The organism is Pseudonocardia parietis (assembly GCF_017876315.1).
Classification (GTDB): Bacteria; Actinomycetota; Actinomycetes; order Mycobacteriales; family Pseudonocardiaceae; genus Pseudonocardia; species Pseudonocardia parietis.
The window spans coordinates 3572098-3588460 of the sequence record NZ_JAGINU010000001.1; the positions used below are offsets into that span (position 1 = coordinate 3572098).

Here is a 16363-nt window from a genome sequence, read left to right on the forward strand (position 1 = left end):
CCGTCTGGTGACACTGACCATCTGACGGCGCCGGCCGCGAGGCGCGCTGATCCTCCGATGCGCTGTCCCCGGCAGGCGAGCAGGTCAGCCGGCCTGCAGCAGGTCGCAGAGCCGGTCGTCGTGTACCGCCGAATCGCCGTAGAGCACGGCATCCACGGTGGCCCTGCGCAGGTGCAGATGCAGATCGTGCTCCCAGGTGAAACCGATCCCTCCGTGCAGCTGCAGCGCCTGTCCGGCCACCCGGTGCGCGGCACCCCCGGCGTAGGACGCGGCGGCGCAGGCGGCGCGCGCGGAGTCCGGTGCACCCGCGTCCGCGGCCATCGCGGCGTAGTGCGTGGCAGCTCGGGTCGCGTGGGCGTCCAGGGCCATCGAGGCACATGCCTGCTTGACGGCCTGGAACGATCCGATGGGCCTGCCGAACTGCACGCGTGTCGACACGTGCTCGACGGTCAGGGCGAGCAGGCGTTCCATCGCGCCGAGCGCGTCCGCCGCCACGAGCACGGACGCGTCGTCGAGCAGGTGCCGCACGGCCGCGGAGCCGCCGCCCAGCAGCCGCCCCGCGGGCACCGCCACGTCGTCGAGCCGTACCTCGTAGAAGGTGCGGGTCAGGTCGAAGGCCTCCTGCTTGCGGATCGAGACCCCGGGCGAGTCCCGGTCCACGAGCAGCGACCTCGGTTCGCCGTCGAGCAGCGCCGTGACCAGCAGCCATCGGGCACGCTCGGCGTCCTGCACCGCGGACTTCGCACCGTCGAGCACGTACCCGCCGGCGGTCGGCCGGGCGACCGCGCTCAACGCCTCCGGAGCCCAGGCCCGGCCCGGTTCCGCCACCGCCCAGGTCGCCGAATCCGTGCCGTCCGCGAGCGCGGGAAGGACCTCGGCCCGCAACGCCGGGTCACCGTCACGGGCCACCGCGAGCGCGACCAGCGCGGCCGGCACGAACGGGTCCGGCGCTCCCGCGCGGCCCAGCTCCTCGGCGACCAGTACCAGCTCGGACAGGCCCTGCCCGGTGCCGCCGTGCTCGTCGGGAACCGCCAGCCCGACCCAGCCGAGCTCGCCGCCCAACCGCCACAGCTCCGGATCGAGTACGGCTCCGCTCTGGTCCGTGCGTGCCCGCTCGAGGGGCGTCCGGGTGGAGAGCATGTCCCGCGACGCCTCGCGCAGCATGGCCTGCTCGTCGCTCAGCTCGAAGTCCACGAGTCACCGTCCGGTCGTCAAATGGATGTCGTCCGGAACAGAGTATCCTCTTTATACGTCACGGTCGAGGCGGCGGGGTGGGGTCTAGGCTGGGGCGCGTCGTCCGCGCCACGCGGATTCCGAAGTCTCTGAGGGGAAGTGCGCAAGTGGCCACCTTCGCGGTGATCTACTCCTACACCGACGACCACGAGCGTCGGGAGGCCGTACGGCCCACCCACCGTGAGTACCTGGCGTCCCTCGACGATCTGCTCGTCGCCGGGGCCTGGGCACCGGGGGAGCCCGCGGGCGGGCTGCTGATCTTCCGGGCCGCCGACAAGGCCGCGGTGCAGAAGATCGTGGACGGCGATCCCTACACCGACGCCGGCGTGATCGCGGGCGTGGAGATCCGGGAGTGGGCTCCGCCGCTCGGACCGGTCGCGCCCTCGCTCAACGGCTCCTAGATTTTTCGGTTCCCTCGGCTCCACGATGTCGAGAACCGGTGACCGGCTCCGTCCCCGTGGTGCATGCGACCACACCGGGCCGCACCAGTACCGAGGAGAACCACGATGGCCAAGTACCTGCTGCTCAAGCACTACCGCGGCGCCCCGGCCGCGGTCAACGACGTGCCGATGGACCAGTGGACGCCGGACGAGGTCTCGGCCCACATCCAGTACATGAACGACTTCGCGGCCCGGCTCGAGGGGACCGGCGAGTTCGTCGACGGTCAGGCGCTCGCCCCGGAAGGGACGTTCGTCCGGTACGACGGTGAGGGGCGCCCGCCGGTCACCGACGGCCCGTTCGCCGAGACCAAGGACCTCGTCGCCGGCTGGATGGTGATCGACGTCGACAGCTACGACCGGGCGGTCGAGCTGGCGGGGGAGCTGTCGGCCGCCCCGGGGGCGGGCGGGAAGCCGATCCACGAGTGGCTCGAGCTGCGTCCGTTCCTGACCGCGCCGCCCACCATCACGGAGTGAGTGCCCCGGTGGACGAGGTCCTGCTCCGGGACCTCACACCGGCCGTGCTCGGGATCCTCGTCCGCCGCGGAGCCGACTTCGCGGCGGCCGAGGACGCCGTGCAGGACGCGCTGGTCGAGGCGGTCCGCGTCTGGCCGGGCGACCCGCCGCGGGACCCGAAGGGCTGGCTGGTCACCGTGGCCTGGCGCCGGTTCCTCGACGGGACCCGGGCGGACGCCGCCCGCCGCCGGCGTGAGGACGTTGTCGACACCGAGCCGGCCCCTGGGCCCGCGCCCCCGGTGGACGACACTCTGCAGCTCTACTTCCTGTGCGCCCACCCGTCGCTCACTCCGTCGTCGGCGGTCGCGCTCACCCTGCGCGCCGTCGGCGGGCTGACGACCCGCCAGATCGCCCAGGCCTACCTGGTGCCCGAGGCGACCATGGCCCAGCGCATCAGCCGGGCCAAACGCACCATCGCGGGCGTGCGGTTCGACCGGCCCGGCGACGTCGCCACCGTGCTGCGCACCCTCTACCTCGTCTTCAACGAGGGGTACTCGGGTGCCGTCGACCTCGCCGCCGAGGCGATCCGGCTCACCCGCCGGCTCGCGGCCGCGATCGACCATCCCGAGGTGGCGGGACTGCTCGCACTCATGCTGTTGCACCACGCCCGGCGCGCCTCCCGGACGGGGCCGGACGGCGGCCTGGTGCCGCTCGCCGAGCAGGACCGCGGCCGGTGGGACACCGGGGCGATCGCCGAGGGTGTCGCCATCCTGCAGGCGGCGCTGGCCCGCGACCGGCTGGGCGAGTTCCAGGCCCAGGCCGCCATCGCGGCGCTGCACGCCGATGCGCCGACCGCCGCGGAGACCGACTGGGTGCAGATCCTCGAGTGGTACGACGAGCTCGCGCGCCTGACCGACAGCCCGGTCGTCCGGCTCAACCGCGCGGTGGCCGTGGGCGAGGCCGACGGCCCGCGCGCCGGGCTGGCGGCGCTCGCGGCACTGGAGGAGTCGCTGCCCCGCTATGCCGCGGTGGCGGCGTACCTGCACGAGCGCGACGGCGATCCGGTGACGGCGGCACAGCTCTACGCCGAGGCGGCCCGGAAGGCGTCCAACCTGGCCGAACGCGACCACCTGACGCGCCAGGCCGCCCGGCTCAACGCGCGACGGCGTCGTTGACGGGGCGCCGTGGGCATCTACGCCGTGGTCGGGTGGTCCCGGGGGGCCCGCTCACGGGACGGTGGTGAACACGGGCCAGCCGATCTCGGTGCGCCACGCGGCCTGGTCGTCGGTGTCGCGGGGACCGACGAGATAGGTCTCGTGGACCGGCCCGTCGACGACGAGGGCGTGGTCGGCGAGGTGGGCGCCGAGTGCGCCGTAGGTCAGGTCGATGTCGTCGTGATTGCCGTGGTGGACGGTGAGTGCGAGCTCGCGGGCAGCGAGGGTGATCGGGCCGACCCGCCCGGCCCGCACCTCCCGGTCGGCCGGAACGAACACCGTGGCCCGGCCGTGTCCGTGGGTGAACAGGGAGTTGTCGTACCTGCCGCCGGGCGGACCGGTGACGATGGCACCGGCGGTCGTGACGGCGGCGTCGATGGCGGCCATCGCGTCCGAGTACCAGGTCAGGACGCCGTCGAGGTCGACCTCCGCCGCGGTGCCGACGACCCGGCGCGCGGGCTCCCGCCGGTGGACGACCTCGAGCCGGGCCGGGGTGGGGGTGAGCAGCCGCCGCAGGGCGGTCACCGCTCGGCCGGTCGCCGTGAGCCGGTCCTCGAGACGGGCGAGGTGGTCGGTGATCAGCGACGATCGGACCTCGGGGTCACCGGTCGCGAGCAGGTCGGCGATCTCGCGCACCGGCATGTCCAGATCACGGAAGCGCCGGATCACCTGGGCGGTCGGGATCTGCTCGGCGGTGTAGTAGCGGTACCCGGAGTGCGGGTCCACGTGCTCGGGTTCGAGCAGGCCGGATTCGTGGTAGCGACGCAGCGTCCTGATGCTCAGGTGCGTCACGGTGGCGAAGTCCCCGATGGTCATCAGCGCCGTCACCGGTGCAGGATGCACCCTCTCCCGGGGGGAGGCTCACCTCGACATCGACCCTCCCCCCGGGAGAGACGCCAGGGTCGGGGTCATGGTTCCTCCTCGGCTGCCCGCCCCCGCCACCCTGACCCGCCGCTACTTCACGCTCGCCGAGGGGGATCGGGGCGAGTACCTCGCGCAGTTCACCGACGACGCGGTGGTCGAGGACGAGGGCCGCACGCACCACGGCATCGCCGCGATCCGGGACTGGTGGGGCTCCGTGCCGGAGGTGTCCTACCGGGTCGTGGACGTGGACCACACCGGCACGAGCCACCGGGCGACCGCGCAGATCAGCGGGAGCTTCCCCGGCAGCCCGGTCACGCTGGTCCTCACGCTCGCCTTCGTGGGCGACAAGATCACTCGCCTGACCATCCGTCCCGTCTGATTGCTTTGGGGACTCGTCCGGCAGCCGCGTTCAGGTATTCCCGGCGGAGGCCCGGTTATCGAGCGGCCGGGTCTCAGCAGGCGGCGATCACGACGAGGCGGCAGCCGACGTCCTGCTGGACGCGATAGGGCCGCTGCTCGGCCTCGCGGAGCTCGGCCTTGCCCGCGGCGGCGAGTGCGTCGACGGCGGCGTGGTACCCCTTGGGCTCCCAGATCGGGTCGAGGATGGTGGCGATGACGAGGCCGCCCGGGACGGTGACCCGGACGAGCTCGGCGAGGGCTTCCGGGCCGACATGGCCTTCGGTGAGGGTGCCGACGCAGGTCACGGCGTCGTAGGTGTCGTCGTCGACGGCGAGTCGGGCCGTCAGGTCGGCGACGTCGAGCCGGCGGTAGGCGCCGGTGTCGCGCGCCTTGTCGAGCATGGCGGGGGACATGTCGACCCCGTCGATCACGTAGTCGCCTCGGCGGGTGAGCTCGGCGCCGACCAGTCCGGTCCCGCAGCCGGCGTCGAGGACGGTGGCGCCGGCCGGGACGAGTTCGGCGAGGCGGGTGGCGACGACGGCCGGGCCGACATAGCCCATGGTCTCGACGATGTCGGAGTCGTACGTCGCGGCCCACTCGTCGTAGAGCTTCGCGGCGTCCCGGGGTCCGGTGAGCTCGTAGGAGCGACGCAGGAACGAGCTGGATCCGGTGTCGATCTCGGCCATGGGGCTCCTCCGGTCGGCTCGGTACGCGGGTGCGGTGGCACCCGCCGTCCTCGAACGATCATCCTAGGGCCGCCCGGCCGGCAGGTGGATCTCCTGCGTGCCACCAGGCGGAAAGCTCGGCCGGGCGCGGGTGGCCGACGTGGGACCATGCCGCGGTGGCGGGAACCGTAGAGATCGACCGTGCGGCGGTCGAGCACCGGCTCATGACGATCCGGAAGGGAATCGATCAGCTCGAGTCGCTCGGACCGCTCGGCGGTGCTCGATTCGAGAACGACCCGACGACGGGCCTCGTCGTCGAGCGGATCCTCGCGCTCCTGGTCGACCTGGCCCACCTGATCAACCGCCATGCCGCCGAGGTCGTCCTGGGCGTGACCCCGCGGACCTGCGAGGCCTCGTTCGGTGCGGCGGCGAAGGCCGGGATGATCGAGGAGTCGTTGGCGGCCGATCTCGCGCCGATGGACGGTCCCCACCACGTCCTGATGCAGCTCTCGCTGGACACCGAGCCGGAGGAGGCCGCCGCGGTCGTGGCCGGGGCGCTCACCGGCTACGCGGAGTACGTGCGGCAGGTCGCCGAGTGGATCGCGGATCACCGGCCGGGCGTCTGACGCGGCACGGGTCAGCGGTAGAGCTTCACGTTCTTCTGCCGGATCCGCCAGCCCTTCGGCGTCCGGACGACCACGTCGCGATAGACCAGGCCTGCGGTCCTCTGCTCGGGCAGCAGAACCAGGGCCTTGCTCCGCACCACGACCTCGTCGTCGGAGATGTCGTCGATGACGTGGTTCACGAGCATGTGCTGGGACGGATGGGTCAGCACGTCCCGGTAGTGGTGCGTGATCTCGTCGAGCCCGGTGTAGGGCCCGAGCCCGACCGGTGGGTCCACGTCGTGGTCGCGCAGGTCGATGACCGCGTCCTCGGTCAGGATGTCACCGAACCCGTCCCACTCGCGGTCGTCGACCACGAATCCGTACCGCACCACGAGCTCGTGGATCTCCAGGGTGTCCTGCGGCGTCCGTGCCATCGCGTCCTCCGCCATATTTGTACGGCTATATATTCCGCAGTGTGTCCAGCAACGAAGCTCGGTGTCAAAGGTGGGTGGTGGTCGGACTCGGTTGACAGTGGATCGTGGCGAGATGCATATTGGCCGGACAATTGAGATGTGCACCGCAGCGCGAAGGAGCTGGCGCCATGACCAGGCCGGAGTCGTTCCCGCTCGTCGGGCTCCTCCATTTCGGGACCGATGTGTCCTTCCCACTCCTCGAGTTCGCCCGTGAGGCCGAGGACCGCGGGTTCGACTCCGTCGTGCTTCCTCAGCACACCCACATGCCGGTGAGCAGCGAGTACCCGCTGGGGGAGCTGCCGGACCGCTACCGCCGGGTGCTGGATCCCTACATCGCGCTGTCCGCGGTGGCCGCGCGGACCTCGCTGCGGATCGGCACCTGCGTCTCGCTGGTCGCCCAGCACGACCCGATCGCTCTGGCGAAGGCCGTCGCGACCCTGGACTTCCTCTCCGGCGGCCGGGTCACGCTGGGGGTCGGCTACGGGTGGAACCGTGCCGAGCTGACCGATCACGGACACCGGTTCGGCGACCGGCGGGCGATCGCCCGCGAGCACGTCGAGCTCATGCGGACCCTCTGGCGGGACGACGTCGCGGAGTACCAGGGCCTGCATGCCCGCGTCTCACCGAGCTGGGCGTGGCCGAAGCCGGTCCACGGGTCGGTTCCGGTGCTGCTGGGGGTGCAGCCGACCGAGCGGGGTGTCGCGGACATCGTCGCGTGGGCGGACGGCTGGATGCCGGGCAGCGACGACCAGCTCGAGCTCGGTCTGCCGGCCCTGCGGGAGGCGTGGCAGCGGGCGGGACGCGCGGACGCCGGCCCCGTCGTCTGGCCGAAGATCAACTACAGCGGGGACGACGAGGACCTGAGGAGCCGGATCGAGCGGTGCCACGAGCTCGGCGTCGACCAGATCCTGCTCGATCTCCAGGCCGTGCCCCGCGAGGACACCCTCCGCATCCTCGACCGCTACTCCGCCGTCCTGGCCAAGAGCACCCGCTGAAGGCTCCCGCGCCCGTGGGTAATGCTTGATCTATCACCATATTCGTGCCACTCTTTTTGGGCGCTCACTCACCCCGGACCGGCCACCGGAGTCGTCCTCGGTGGAGGTGCCCTTGGTTCCAGCAACTCGCGCGGCCGCGGTCCGCGCTCGGATGAGGAGTGACGTCGCGTGACAGCACAACCCGACGGTGCGGACCTGTTCGAGCCGTTCCCCCTGGGGGACATGGTTCTCTCGAACCGCATCGTGATGGCCCCGATGACCCGTGCCAGGTGCGAGCAGGGGGTGATCACGGACGAGACGGTCCGGTACTACGTGCAGCGCGCCGACGCCGGGCTGATGGTGTCCGAAGGCGTGCCCGTGTCCCCCGAGGCGCTCGGGTACGTCCACGTCCCCGGGATCTGGGAGGCCGAGCACGTCGACGGGTGGCGCCGGGTGACCGACGCGGTGCACGAGGCACAGGGGCGGTTGTTCGCCCAGCTGTGGCACGTGGGCCGGGTGTCCCACCGGTCGTTGCAGCCGGGCTCGACGGCCCCCGTCAGCTCCTCCGGACGGGAGGCCGAGGGCCTACGGGCATTCGCCATGCGCGCCGACGGGACGGCGGGATTCGTCGAGGCGACACCGCCCCGGCCGCTCACGACCCACGAGGTGCCCAGGGTCGTCGACGACTTCAAGGCCGCGGCCCGCAACGCATCGGCGGCCGGCTTCGACGGGGTCGAGATCCACGGGGCGAACGGGTACCTGTTCGAGCAGTTCCTCAACCCCCACGTCAACGATCGCACCGACAAGTACGGCGGATCGGTGCCGAACCGGTGCCGGTTGCTGCTCGAGACCATCGACCGGGTGGTCGACGCGATCGGTGCGGGGCGCTGCGGCGTGCGCCTGTCGCCGTACGCGCAGGTCTTCGACAACCCGGCCTACGAGGAGACCCGCGAGACCCACCTCTACCTCGCCGAGCAACTCGGTGACCGCGGCCTCGCGTACGTGCACCTGCACGAGATGGGCCGCTCGGCGGGGGCACCGATGCTCTCCGACGAGTTCCTGCGCGAGTTCAAGGACGGGTTCCGGGGGCCGCTCATGGTCGCCGGTGGCCTCACCAAGGAGATCGCCACCGACTATCGGCGCCGCGACCTGGTCGATCTCGCGGCGTTCGGCCGGCCGTTCATCGCCAACCCGGATCTCGTCACCCGGCTGCGGTACGACCTGGACCTCGCGGACGCGGATCCGGCGACCTTCTACGGAGGCGGCACCGAGGGCTACACCGACCACCCCACCTACGCCATGTCCGGTCACCCGGCCTGAACAACGCCGGCGATCGGGCCGTGACCCTTGTGCGGCCAATATTGCGCGGACCGTCCGTGGCCGTCACGACGTCGAGGTGGCCGACAGCCCCGGATGGTGGGCACTCTCAGCTAGACTCCCGTCGGAGAATGCTGTACGGCCATGGTCCGTGCAGCACGCACGACCGTCGGAGGGGGACGAAGTGCCGGGAGCGCGCGCATCGTCGGCGGCCTACGGACGGGTCGCCCGGGACCTGCGTGAGGCGATGCTGCGCCAGCGCTACCGGGCCGGTTCCCAACTGCCCACCGAGGCCGAGCTGGCCGTGGACTACCAGGTCAGCCGGCAGACGATCCGGCGGGCGTTCCACGACCTGGTGTCCGAAGGAATGGTCTACCGGGTGCCGGGCCGCGGTACCTTCGTCGCCAGCCGGGACGGGCGCTATCTGCGCCAGTTCGGCTCCATCGACGATCTGATCGGGCTCTCGCTGGACACCACCATGCAGGTGCTGTCCCCGCTGTCCCGGCGGATCGACGTGGGGGTCGCCGGGCGTCTGCGGCTGCAGAGCGACGTCGTCTTCGAGCTGAGCTTCGCCCGGCTGCACGCGGACGTCCCGTTCTGCGTCACGACGGTGTGGCTCCCGCCGTCGGTGGCCCAGCTGCTCGACGACGTGGAGGAGCTCCACCGGGTCGGCGACCCCAGCACGCTGACGGTGCTCGGACTGCTGGACGCCCGGCTGCCCGATCCCATCGCCGACGCGGAGCAGAGCATCACCGTCGGGTTCGCCGACGCCGACCAGGCCGAGGCGTTGCGCGTCGGGGAGAAGAGCCCGCTCCTGCGGATGGACCGCGTGTACTTCGACACCCACCAGCGGCCGGTCGAGGTGGCGACCAGCGGCTTCCTCCCCGACCACTACTCGTACCGGGTCAGCCTGCATCGAAGCACCGTCTGAGGACGGACGGGCGAGTCGGCGGGCCGGATCATCGCGGGCCACGACGGTTGCCTGATCGGCACCGAAATCCTTACCCTCTTCAGGGTTGGCAGAGCTGCCGCGGGCCTCGGTCCGGAGCGGGCTCCGTCACCGCCGGCCGGGCGCGGAACGTGCCGGCGGAACTGCTCGACGCCGATCCGTACGGCGTCGGAAGGGAGCTCGCACCTTGTCCACTGCCGTCCACAGCGCGAACCCTGGACAGCTTCGAGGTGATCCGGGCTTCCGCCTCGAGATGATGTTCCACACCAGTCATCGCGTGCCGGATCTCCGCCAGGCGGAGCGCTGGATCGCTCGTGTTCTCGGCAGGCCGAGCATGCGTCTCGAGACGGTGCTCGACCTGCCGGAGAATCCCGTGGACCGCAATGACTACGCGTCGTTCACGATGCTGCGGGACCTGAACTTCGAGACGCTCGATCCGCGGTGCTACATCAAGGAGGGAATGCAACGGTTCCCCATCGCGGACCGACCTCGACTGAACGGGTTCGCCTGGTACGTCGACGGGATCGGCGAGCTGTACCGGACGCTGCGGGAGCACGACTATCACGTCGTCGACTGCCGGGGTGTTCCCGCGCGGGGTGAGCAGCCACCGGTGCTGGATGACGGTGACCTACCCCTGTTCCTGCTCGATCCCGAGGACGCCGGGCTGCGCTACCAGTTCCTGCCGCGACGGCCCTACCGCTGCGATCCGCGCGTGCTGCCGGGCTGGGAGCTCCCCCCGGTCGACGACGACGATCCTCTCGGTCTGGTGCGGTGCGCCTACCACACCGTGCTCACCGCGGAGCCGAAACGGGCGATGCGCCTGTTCACCGACGTGCTCGGCGGCCGCGTGATCCATGAGGGGCGGAACCCCGTCCGCGGACTCGACAGCGTCTACATCCAGCTGGCCGACGGAGTCTTCGAGTTCGGCGTGCCGGACGAGGGGACCCCGGCGTACGCCGATCGGCCCCCCGGCGCTCCGCGGGACACCTACCACGCGATCACGTTCCAGGTCCGGGACCTGGACCTGGTCGCGCGGCACCTCGACCGCCAGGGGGTGCACATCCGGGACCGGACCGAGGACTGCATCGTGGCCGATCCGCAGACGGCGCTCGGGATCCCGTGGGGTTTCGTGACGGCCCTTACACCGGGGGACACGCGGGCCGCGTAGGAGGCGACGGCGACGGTCCCGACCAGGGCGGCCGGTCGATTGCTTACCCCGCCCGACTGGGGGACAGTGAGGTGGAGGTCTCACGACCTGCTCGGCTCGCGCCGATCGGCGCGCCACCGGGCGTGGCGCCCTGCCACGGGTAGCGAGGAGATCGAGCATGGCCGACAAGTCACCGCGCCAGTCCAGTAGTAAGAAGTCGGGCAAGACCCTCAAACAGAAGCGGGCCGACAAGAAGGCGGCCGCGCAGCCCGATTCGGCTGTCATCCCGACCCGCAAGGACAAGTAGCGTCCTCCGGTGCTCGGGCGGCACACCGCCCGAGCACCGGGCGGCTCAGCCGCCGAGGATGTTGTGCTCGGGGCCGAACGGGAAGCCGGTGATGTTGCGGGCCCCGTCCTCCTCGATCACCAGGATGTCGTGCTCCCGGTAGCCGCCCGCGCCGGGCAGTCCGTCCGGAATCATGATCATCGGCTCCATCGAGACCACCATGCCGGGCTCCAGGACGGTCTCGATGTCCTCGCGGAGCTCTAGGCCGGCCTCGCGCCCGTAGTAGTGCGCCAGCACGCCGAACGAGTGGCCGTAGCCGAACGTGCGGTTCGGGAGCAGCCCCTCGGCGTCGTAGATCTCGTTGAGTTCGGCGGCGATGTCCTTGCACACCGCGCCCGGCCGCAGCAGCTCCAGGCCGCGCCGGTGCACCCGCACGTTGATGTCCCACAGGCGCCGGTGCTCGGCGCTCGGCTCGCCGAGGAACAGCGTGCGCTCCAGCGCGGTGTAGTAGCCGGCGATCATCGGGAAGCAGTTCAGCGACAGGATGTCGCCGCGCTCCAGGCGCCGTGAGGTGGCCCAGTTGTGGGCGCCGTCGGTGTTGATCCCGGACTGGAACCAGACCCAGGTGTCGCGCAGCTCGGCGTGCGGGTAGGTGCGGGCGATCTCCCGCGTCATGGACTCGGTGCCGGCGAGGGCGACCTCGAACTCGGCGACCCCCTCGGCGACCGCGTCCACCACGGCCTGCCCGCCGACGTCGGCGATCCGCGCGCCCTGGGTGATCAGCGCGATCTCCTCGGCGGACTTGATCATCCGGTGCCGCATGACGGCCTGCGAGACGTCGACGAACTCGAACCCGGGCAGCGCGTCGGCCAGCTGCCGGCGCGTGCGAAGGGGGACGGTGTCGTCCTCGATGCCCAGGCGGCCCCCGGTCACCCGGTGGTCGGCGAGGACGGTGCGCACGGCGTGGAAGTAGTTGTCCCGCTGCCAGTCGGTGTAGACGACGTTGTCGTGGGTGCTGCGCCGCCACGGCTGCCCGGCGTCGATGTTCGCCGAGATGGTGGTGTGCGAGTCCTGGGTGACCACGAGGCCGTAGTTGCGGCCGAACGTGGTGTAGAGGAAGTCGCCGTAGTAGTTGACGTTCTGGTAGCTGGTGAAGAGCACGGCGTCGACGCCGTCGTCGGCCATGTGCTTGCGCAGCCGTCCCAGCCGCCGGTCCATCTCCTCGGGGGAGAAGGTCGGGGTGACCTTCTCGCCGTTGTGGATGTCCTTGAGCCGCTCGAGCTTCACGGTGTGTCCTCTCCGATCGTGCTGGTGTGTGGGGTGGTGCCGGCGGGGGCCGTGGTCGGGGTCGGCATGGCCGGGCGGGTATGGGTGAACGTCGCGGCGCAGGTCGACCACGCCTGCTCGGCGATCTCGGCGAGGGTGGTGACCCACATGCCGTCGAGGGCGGCGACCCGTCCGATGAGCTCGTCGAGGGCGGCGGCCCGGCCGGGCCGCCCCGACAGGAACGGATGGTTGGTCAGCACGAAGCACCCGCCCCAGCGGTGGTGCGCGGTCGCCTCGTGGTGCCACATCTCGAGCGCCTTGGCCGGGCTCTCGATGACCCCGCTGCCGGTCCAGCCCGGGAAGAACGCGTACTGCTCCCAGTCGTCGAGCGCCCAGTCGACCGGGATCTCGACCAGGTCGGCCGATCCGGGACCGGTGGCGAAGCGATAGGGGCGGTCACCGTCGAGCAGGCTGGAGTCGTAGCGGAATCCCCGGTCGGCGAGCAGCTTCGGCGTGTGCCAGTTCATCTCCCACCAGGGAGCGCGGTAACCGGTGGGAACGACGCCGGCGACGTCACGCAGGACCGCGAGACCGCGGTCGATCACGGCGAGCTCGTCGGCCTCGCCCATCCCGAGCATGTTCTCGTGCAGGTACCCGTGGTGGGCGATCTCGTGCCCGCGCTCGGCGATCGCCCGGGTGGTGTCCGGGTAGGTCTCGGCGGTGAAGCCCGGGACGAAGAACGTCGCCTTCACGCCGTGGTCGTCGAGGATGTCGAGGATCCGCGGGACGGCGACCCGCGGACCGTAGGACTGGTGCGACATCACCGACATGCGGCCGGCCAGCGCGGGGTCGTAGGCCAGCGCGCAGGACTCGGCGTCGACGTCGAAGGTGAAGGACGCCGCGGCGCGCACGCCGTCGGGCCAGGTCGTCTCGAACTCGCTCATCATCCACTCACTGGTTCGTCGGGAGTGCCCTCGACCGCGCGGCGGGGTCGTTCGGCGGGGGCAGGGAGGGGCGCCGTCGTGCGGCGGCGGGTCAGCACGAAATAGCAGGTGGCCGAGGTGATGCTGCCGGCCAGCCAGGACAGGTCGAGACCGCCGAGTGCGGTGGAGACGGGCCCCTGCAACGCTGCGACCTCGCCGTGCAGGAACAGCCAGGTGGCCAGGACGCCGAGCGCGAACGCCACCAGGCCGGGGCCGTTGAACGCGGGGAGCCGCCGCCGGGCGGGCGCGGCGAGGAGCCGGTCGGCGTCGATCGGGCCGGGTTCGACGACGAAGTAGTGGACGAGCATGATGCCCGCCCAGGAGGCGATCCAGGCGACGATCCCGACCAGCCAGGTGTCCAGCACGGTGGCGAGGTCGTCGGTGAACACGAACACCACCACGGCGGCCATCGCGACCGTTCCGACCCCGACGCTCAGCGTGCGGCGGGAGATCTTGACGTCCATCGCCTGGACGGCGACGGAGAACGTGTAGATGTTGAGGATGTTGGTGGCGATCGGGCCGTGCACGACCAGCAGCAGGACCGGGATCGCGAGGGCACCGAAGTTCTCGACGATGAGCTGACCGGGGTCGATCGTGCCGTTGCGGGTGGCCAGGCTCGCGCCGAGCACACCGAGCCAGACGACCGGGATGAACTGCCCGAGCACGCTCGCGAGGTAGAGGCGCCTGCGGGGCATCGAGGAGCTCACGAAGCGCGAGTAGTCGGCGGCGTAGGTGTACCAGGTGATGCCCCAGCCGATGCCGATCGCGGTCATGACGCCCGACATCGCCGCGAACCGCTCGGTACCGGTCAGGATCTCGCCGGGCGGACCGGCGTAGCTCCAGTCGACGCCGATGAAGAACCAGGCGGCGATCGACATGACGATCAGCACGAGCACGGTCGGCGGGACCGTCCACCGCTCGAACGCGGCGATCGCGCGGTAGCCGGCCCAGGAGATCGCCACCTGGATCGCCATGATCACCGCGGCCACACCGATCCGCCAGCCGATGTTGGACGCCTGCGGGTCGACCAGGCCGATCCGGCCGAACAGCGCCAGCACCAGGTCGAGCACGATCCAGGTGTTGACGGCGCACCAGCCGATGGCCAGGCAGGCCTGGATCGCCGCGGGCAGGTAGGCCCCGCGCCGGCCGAACGGGCCCCGGGACAGGACCATGCCGGTGACCCCGGCCTTCTGCCCGAGCAGGACGAACACCCCGAAGCCGGCCATGCCGATCAGGTTCCCCGCGACCAGCACGATCAGGGTGTCCTGCAGGGAGAGGCCGAGCTTGATGCCGAGGGCACCGAGCACCCAGTTGATCGGCGCGATGTTCGCGCCGGCCCAGATCCAGAACTGGGCCGAGACGTCCGAGGTCCGCTCGTGTTCGGGAACGTGCCGGGTGGCCTGTTCGAAGTCCGGGCCGGTGGCCGAACCTGCTGACGAGTTCATGGGCTCCCTTCGTGCGGCCGCCGTGGCGACGGTCGCCGAAGATCGTGACCGAGCGCAGCGCGCTGCCAGAAGGTGCAGAATGTCCACCATCGAACCCTGGGAGGCGACGTTCTGTGCCGATGGTCGTGCGAGACGTGTTGCGCGAACCGTTGCTGGCGGCGGCCGAGCCGTGTGTGGTGGCGGGGGCCGGGCCCGGCTCGTCAGCCCTGGACCGCCCCGTGACCTGGGTGCACACCAGCGAGGTCCTGCACGTCGCAGCGCTGCTGCGCGGCGGTGAGTTCCTGCTCGTGGGCGGGGTCGTGCTCGGTGCGGTCGATCCCGAACGCCGGCGCCGCTACGTCCGTGAGCTCGCCGAGCGGTCGGTGACCGCGCTCGCGGTCGAGTGCGGCGACGGGCTCCCGGAGATGCCCCCCGAGATGTGTGAGATCGCCGACGAGGTCGGGCTGCCGCTCGTCGAGCTCCGTCGGATCGTCCGGTTCGTCGAGGTGTGCCAGAGCGTCAACGGCCAGCTCGCACACGAGTCGGTCCGGCGGCTGCAGGTCGGGGACCGGATCTCGCGCGCCCTGGTCGACGCCCTCTCCGGTGGGGCAGATCTGCCCGAACTGCTCGCGGTGCTCGCGAATCAGGTCGCCTCGGACGTCGAGCTGCGCGGCCTCGACGGCGACACGATCGCGTCGGCGTCCGCCCCGGCGGAACGGGACGGGCCCGGCGCCGGATCCGGGGGATGGTCGGCGCCGGTGGTCGTGACCGGGCTGACGATGGCGGTGGTGACGATCGCCCCGCGCCGGTCGGGCGACACGACCGAGCTGGTGGTGGCGCTGGAGAAGGCCCCCGAGGTGCTCGCGATCGCGCTGCTGCGCAGCAGGCCGCCCTCGGCGCGCGATCACGCGGTGCACGACTTCATCGGTCTCGCCCTGGAGGATGAGGACGCTGGCGCCGGTCGCCTCGTCGAGGTGGGGAGCCGGCTCGGGCTGGACCCGCAGCAGCGCTGCGTCGCGGTCGTCGCCGACCTCGCGCGTGCGGCGTCCGCGGGCGACGTCGAGTCGGTGCTCGGCCGGCGAGGCCGGACGGTCGTGGCCCAGGTGCGGGAGGGTCGTTTCCTGGGTGTCGTGACGGTGGACGCCCCGGCCGAGCGCGGCACGCTGATCGCCGATCTCGAGAGCGCCACCCTGCCGGACGCGACGCAGGTCGTCGTGGGATCGCTCGCGAAGCGCCTCGCCGACGTCCCGCGCTCGCTGCGCGGGGCGGTCACCGTGCAGGGCATGGAGTGTCGCCGTTCCGGCCCGCCGGTGGTCGACAGCGGGGACTACGCCGTCGAGTCGCTGCTGCTGAGCCTGGACGACGCAGCGGTCGCCGCCTTCGTCGAGGACCAGCTCGGTGACCTGGCCGACGAGCACCGGCACGATCGCGGGCTGGTCGCGACGCTGAGCACGTTCGTCCGCCACTGGGGACGCAAGGTCGATACGGCCGCCTCGCTGCATCTGGGGCGCCAGGGCCTGTACCGGCGGCTCGACACGATCTTCGCGGCGCTCGGCCCGGTGCGACGTGGTACGCCCCGCGTCGGGGCCGTGGTGGTCGCTGTCGAGCTGGAGACGGCGCGGCGCCGGTTGGGTCGCACGAGCCGGGTGACGCGGCGGGACTGAGCGGCTC

At 71.4% G+C, this 16363-nt stretch carries 18 protein-coding genes; 11 read left to right on the forward strand and 7 right to left on the reverse strand.

What is annotated here, in order from left to right; genetic code table 11:
* Positions 1-84 precede the first annotated feature (84 nt).
* Positions 85-1194, reverse strand: coding sequence for an acyl-CoA dehydrogenase family protein (locus JOF36_RS16970; RefSeq protein WP_210027885.1), 1110 nt, complete (start codon positions 1192-1194; stop codon positions 85-87).
* 146 nt (positions 1195-1340) lie between these two features.
* On the opposite strand from JOF36_RS16970, the gene JOF36_RS16975 reads away from it, so the two are divergent.
* The 3 genes from JOF36_RS16975 to JOF36_RS16985 all read left to right on the forward strand — a co-directional run bounded on the left by JOF36_RS16975 (position 1341) and on the right by JOF36_RS16985 (position 3301).
* The gene (locus JOF36_RS16975) at positions 1341-1634 is read left to right on the forward strand and encodes a YciI family protein (RefSeq protein WP_210027887.1); all 294 of its coding nucleotides are present in this window, start codon (positions 1341-1343) and stop codon (positions 1632-1634) included.
* A 105-nt stretch (positions 1635-1739) separates the two neighbouring features.
* Entirely contained in the window at positions 1740-2147 is a 408-nt protein-coding gene (locus JOF36_RS16980) for a YciI family protein (RefSeq protein WP_210027889.1), read from the forward strand.
* 8 nt (positions 2148-2155) lie between these two features.
* Positions 2156-3301: an RNA polymerase sigma factor gene (locus JOF36_RS16985; RefSeq protein ID WP_210035793.1), complete on the forward strand. Its 1146-nt coding sequence runs from the start codon at positions 2156-2158 to the stop codon at positions 3299-3301.
* Positions 3302-3352: 51 nt separating this feature from the next.
* On the opposite strand, the gene JOF36_RS16990 is transcribed toward JOF36_RS16985, so the two are convergent.
* Positions 3353-4168: a MerR family transcriptional regulator gene (locus JOF36_RS16990; protein WP_307862430.1), complete on the reverse strand. Its 816-nt coding sequence runs from the start codon at positions 4166-4168 to the stop codon at positions 3353-3355.
* A gap of 82 nt (positions 4169-4250) precedes the next feature.
* Here JOF36_RS16990 and JOF36_RS16995 point away from each other — a divergent pair, with 82 nt between their 5' ends.
* Entirely contained in the window at positions 4251-4583 is a 333-nt protein-coding gene (locus JOF36_RS16995; protein ID WP_210027891.1) for a nuclear transport factor 2 family protein, read from the forward strand.
* Between the two features lie 73 nt (positions 4584-4656).
* On the opposite strand, the gene JOF36_RS17000 is transcribed toward JOF36_RS16995, so the two are convergent.
* Positions 4657-5289 (reverse strand): class I SAM-dependent DNA methyltransferase, encoded by a 633-nt coding sequence (locus JOF36_RS17000; RefSeq protein WP_210027893.1) that lies wholly within the window; start codon positions 5287-5289, stop codon positions 4657-4659.
* 155 nt (positions 5290-5444) lie between these two features.
* On the opposite strand from JOF36_RS17000, the gene JOF36_RS17005 reads away from it, so the two are divergent.
* The gene (locus JOF36_RS17005) at positions 5445-5894 is read left to right on the forward strand and encodes a hypothetical protein (protein ID WP_210027895.1); all 450 of its coding nucleotides are present in this window, start codon (positions 5445-5447) and stop codon (positions 5892-5894) included.
* Positions 5895-5905: 11 nt separating this feature from the next.
* Here JOF36_RS17005 and JOF36_RS17010 read toward each other — a convergent pair whose 3' ends face one another.
* Positions 5906-6307 carry a nuclear transport factor 2 family protein gene (locus JOF36_RS17010; protein WP_210027896.1) on the reverse strand — a complete coding sequence of 134 codons (402 nt, stop codon included), beginning with the start codon at positions 6305-6307 and terminating at the stop codon, positions 5906-5908.
* A 167-nt stretch (positions 6308-6474) separates the two neighbouring features.
* On the opposite strand from JOF36_RS17010, the gene JOF36_RS17015 reads away from it, so the two are divergent.
* The 5 genes from JOF36_RS17015 to JOF36_RS40190 all read left to right on the forward strand — a co-directional run bounded on the left by JOF36_RS17015 (position 6475) and on the right by JOF36_RS40190 (position 11040).
* Complete coding sequence (locus JOF36_RS17015) at positions 6475-7341, forward strand: TIGR03619 family F420-dependent LLM class oxidoreductase (RefSeq protein ID WP_210027898.1); 867 nt, start codon at positions 6475-6477, stop codon at positions 7339-7341.
* A gap of 168 nt (positions 7342-7509) precedes the next feature.
* Positions 7510-8640 carry an alkene reductase gene (locus tag JOF36_RS17020; protein ID WP_210027900.1) on the forward strand — a complete coding sequence of 377 codons (1131 nt, stop codon included), beginning with the start codon at positions 7510-7512 and terminating at the stop codon, positions 8638-8640.
* A gap of 181 nt (positions 8641-8821) precedes the next feature.
* A complete protein-coding gene (locus JOF36_RS40915; protein WP_307862431.1) occupies positions 8822-9568 on the forward strand; it encodes a GntR family transcriptional regulator in 747 nt (248 codons plus the stop codon).
* A 352-nt stretch (positions 9569-9920) separates the two neighbouring features.
* Positions 9921-10754, forward strand: coding sequence for a VOC family protein (locus JOF36_RS17030; protein WP_210027903.1), 834 nt, complete (start codon positions 9921-9923; stop codon positions 10752-10754).
* A 157-nt stretch (positions 10755-10911) separates the two neighbouring features.
* The gene (locus tag JOF36_RS40190) at positions 10912-11040 is read left to right on the forward strand and encodes a hypothetical protein (RefSeq protein WP_281071475.1); all 129 of its coding nucleotides are present in this window, start codon (positions 10912-10914) and stop codon (positions 11038-11040) included.
* A gap of 45 nt (positions 11041-11085) precedes the next feature.
* Here the strand turns inward: JOF36_RS40190 and JOF36_RS17035 are convergent, their stop codons facing one another.
* The 3 genes from JOF36_RS17035 to JOF36_RS17045 are packed head-to-tail and all read right to left on the reverse strand — an operon-like array spanning position 11086 to position 14713.
* Positions 11086-12306: an aminopeptidase P family protein gene (locus JOF36_RS17035; RefSeq protein WP_307862432.1), complete on the reverse strand. Its 1221-nt coding sequence runs from the start codon at positions 12304-12306 to the stop codon at positions 11086-11088.
* A complete protein-coding gene (locus JOF36_RS17040) occupies positions 12303-13229 on the reverse strand; it encodes a polysaccharide deacetylase family protein (RefSeq protein ID WP_210027905.1) in 927 nt (308 codons plus the stop codon). The genes JOF36_RS17035 and JOF36_RS17040 overlap by 4 nt, the downstream gene beginning before the upstream one ends.
* Positions 13229-14713, reverse strand: a complete 1485-nt coding sequence (locus JOF36_RS17045) for a purine-cytosine permease family protein (RefSeq protein ID WP_210027906.1) — start codon at positions 14711-14713, stop codon at positions 13229-13231. Before JOF36_RS17045 ends, JOF36_RS17040 begins: the two co-directional genes overlap by 1 nt.
* Positions 14714-14832: 119 nt before the next feature.
* Here JOF36_RS17045 and JOF36_RS17050 point away from each other — a divergent pair, with 119 nt between their 5' ends.
* Positions 14833-16356: a PucR family transcriptional regulator gene (locus JOF36_RS17050; RefSeq protein WP_210027908.1), complete on the forward strand. Its 1524-nt coding sequence runs from the start codon at positions 14833-14835 to the stop codon at positions 16354-16356.
* Positions 16357-16363: the final 7 nt, after the last annotated feature.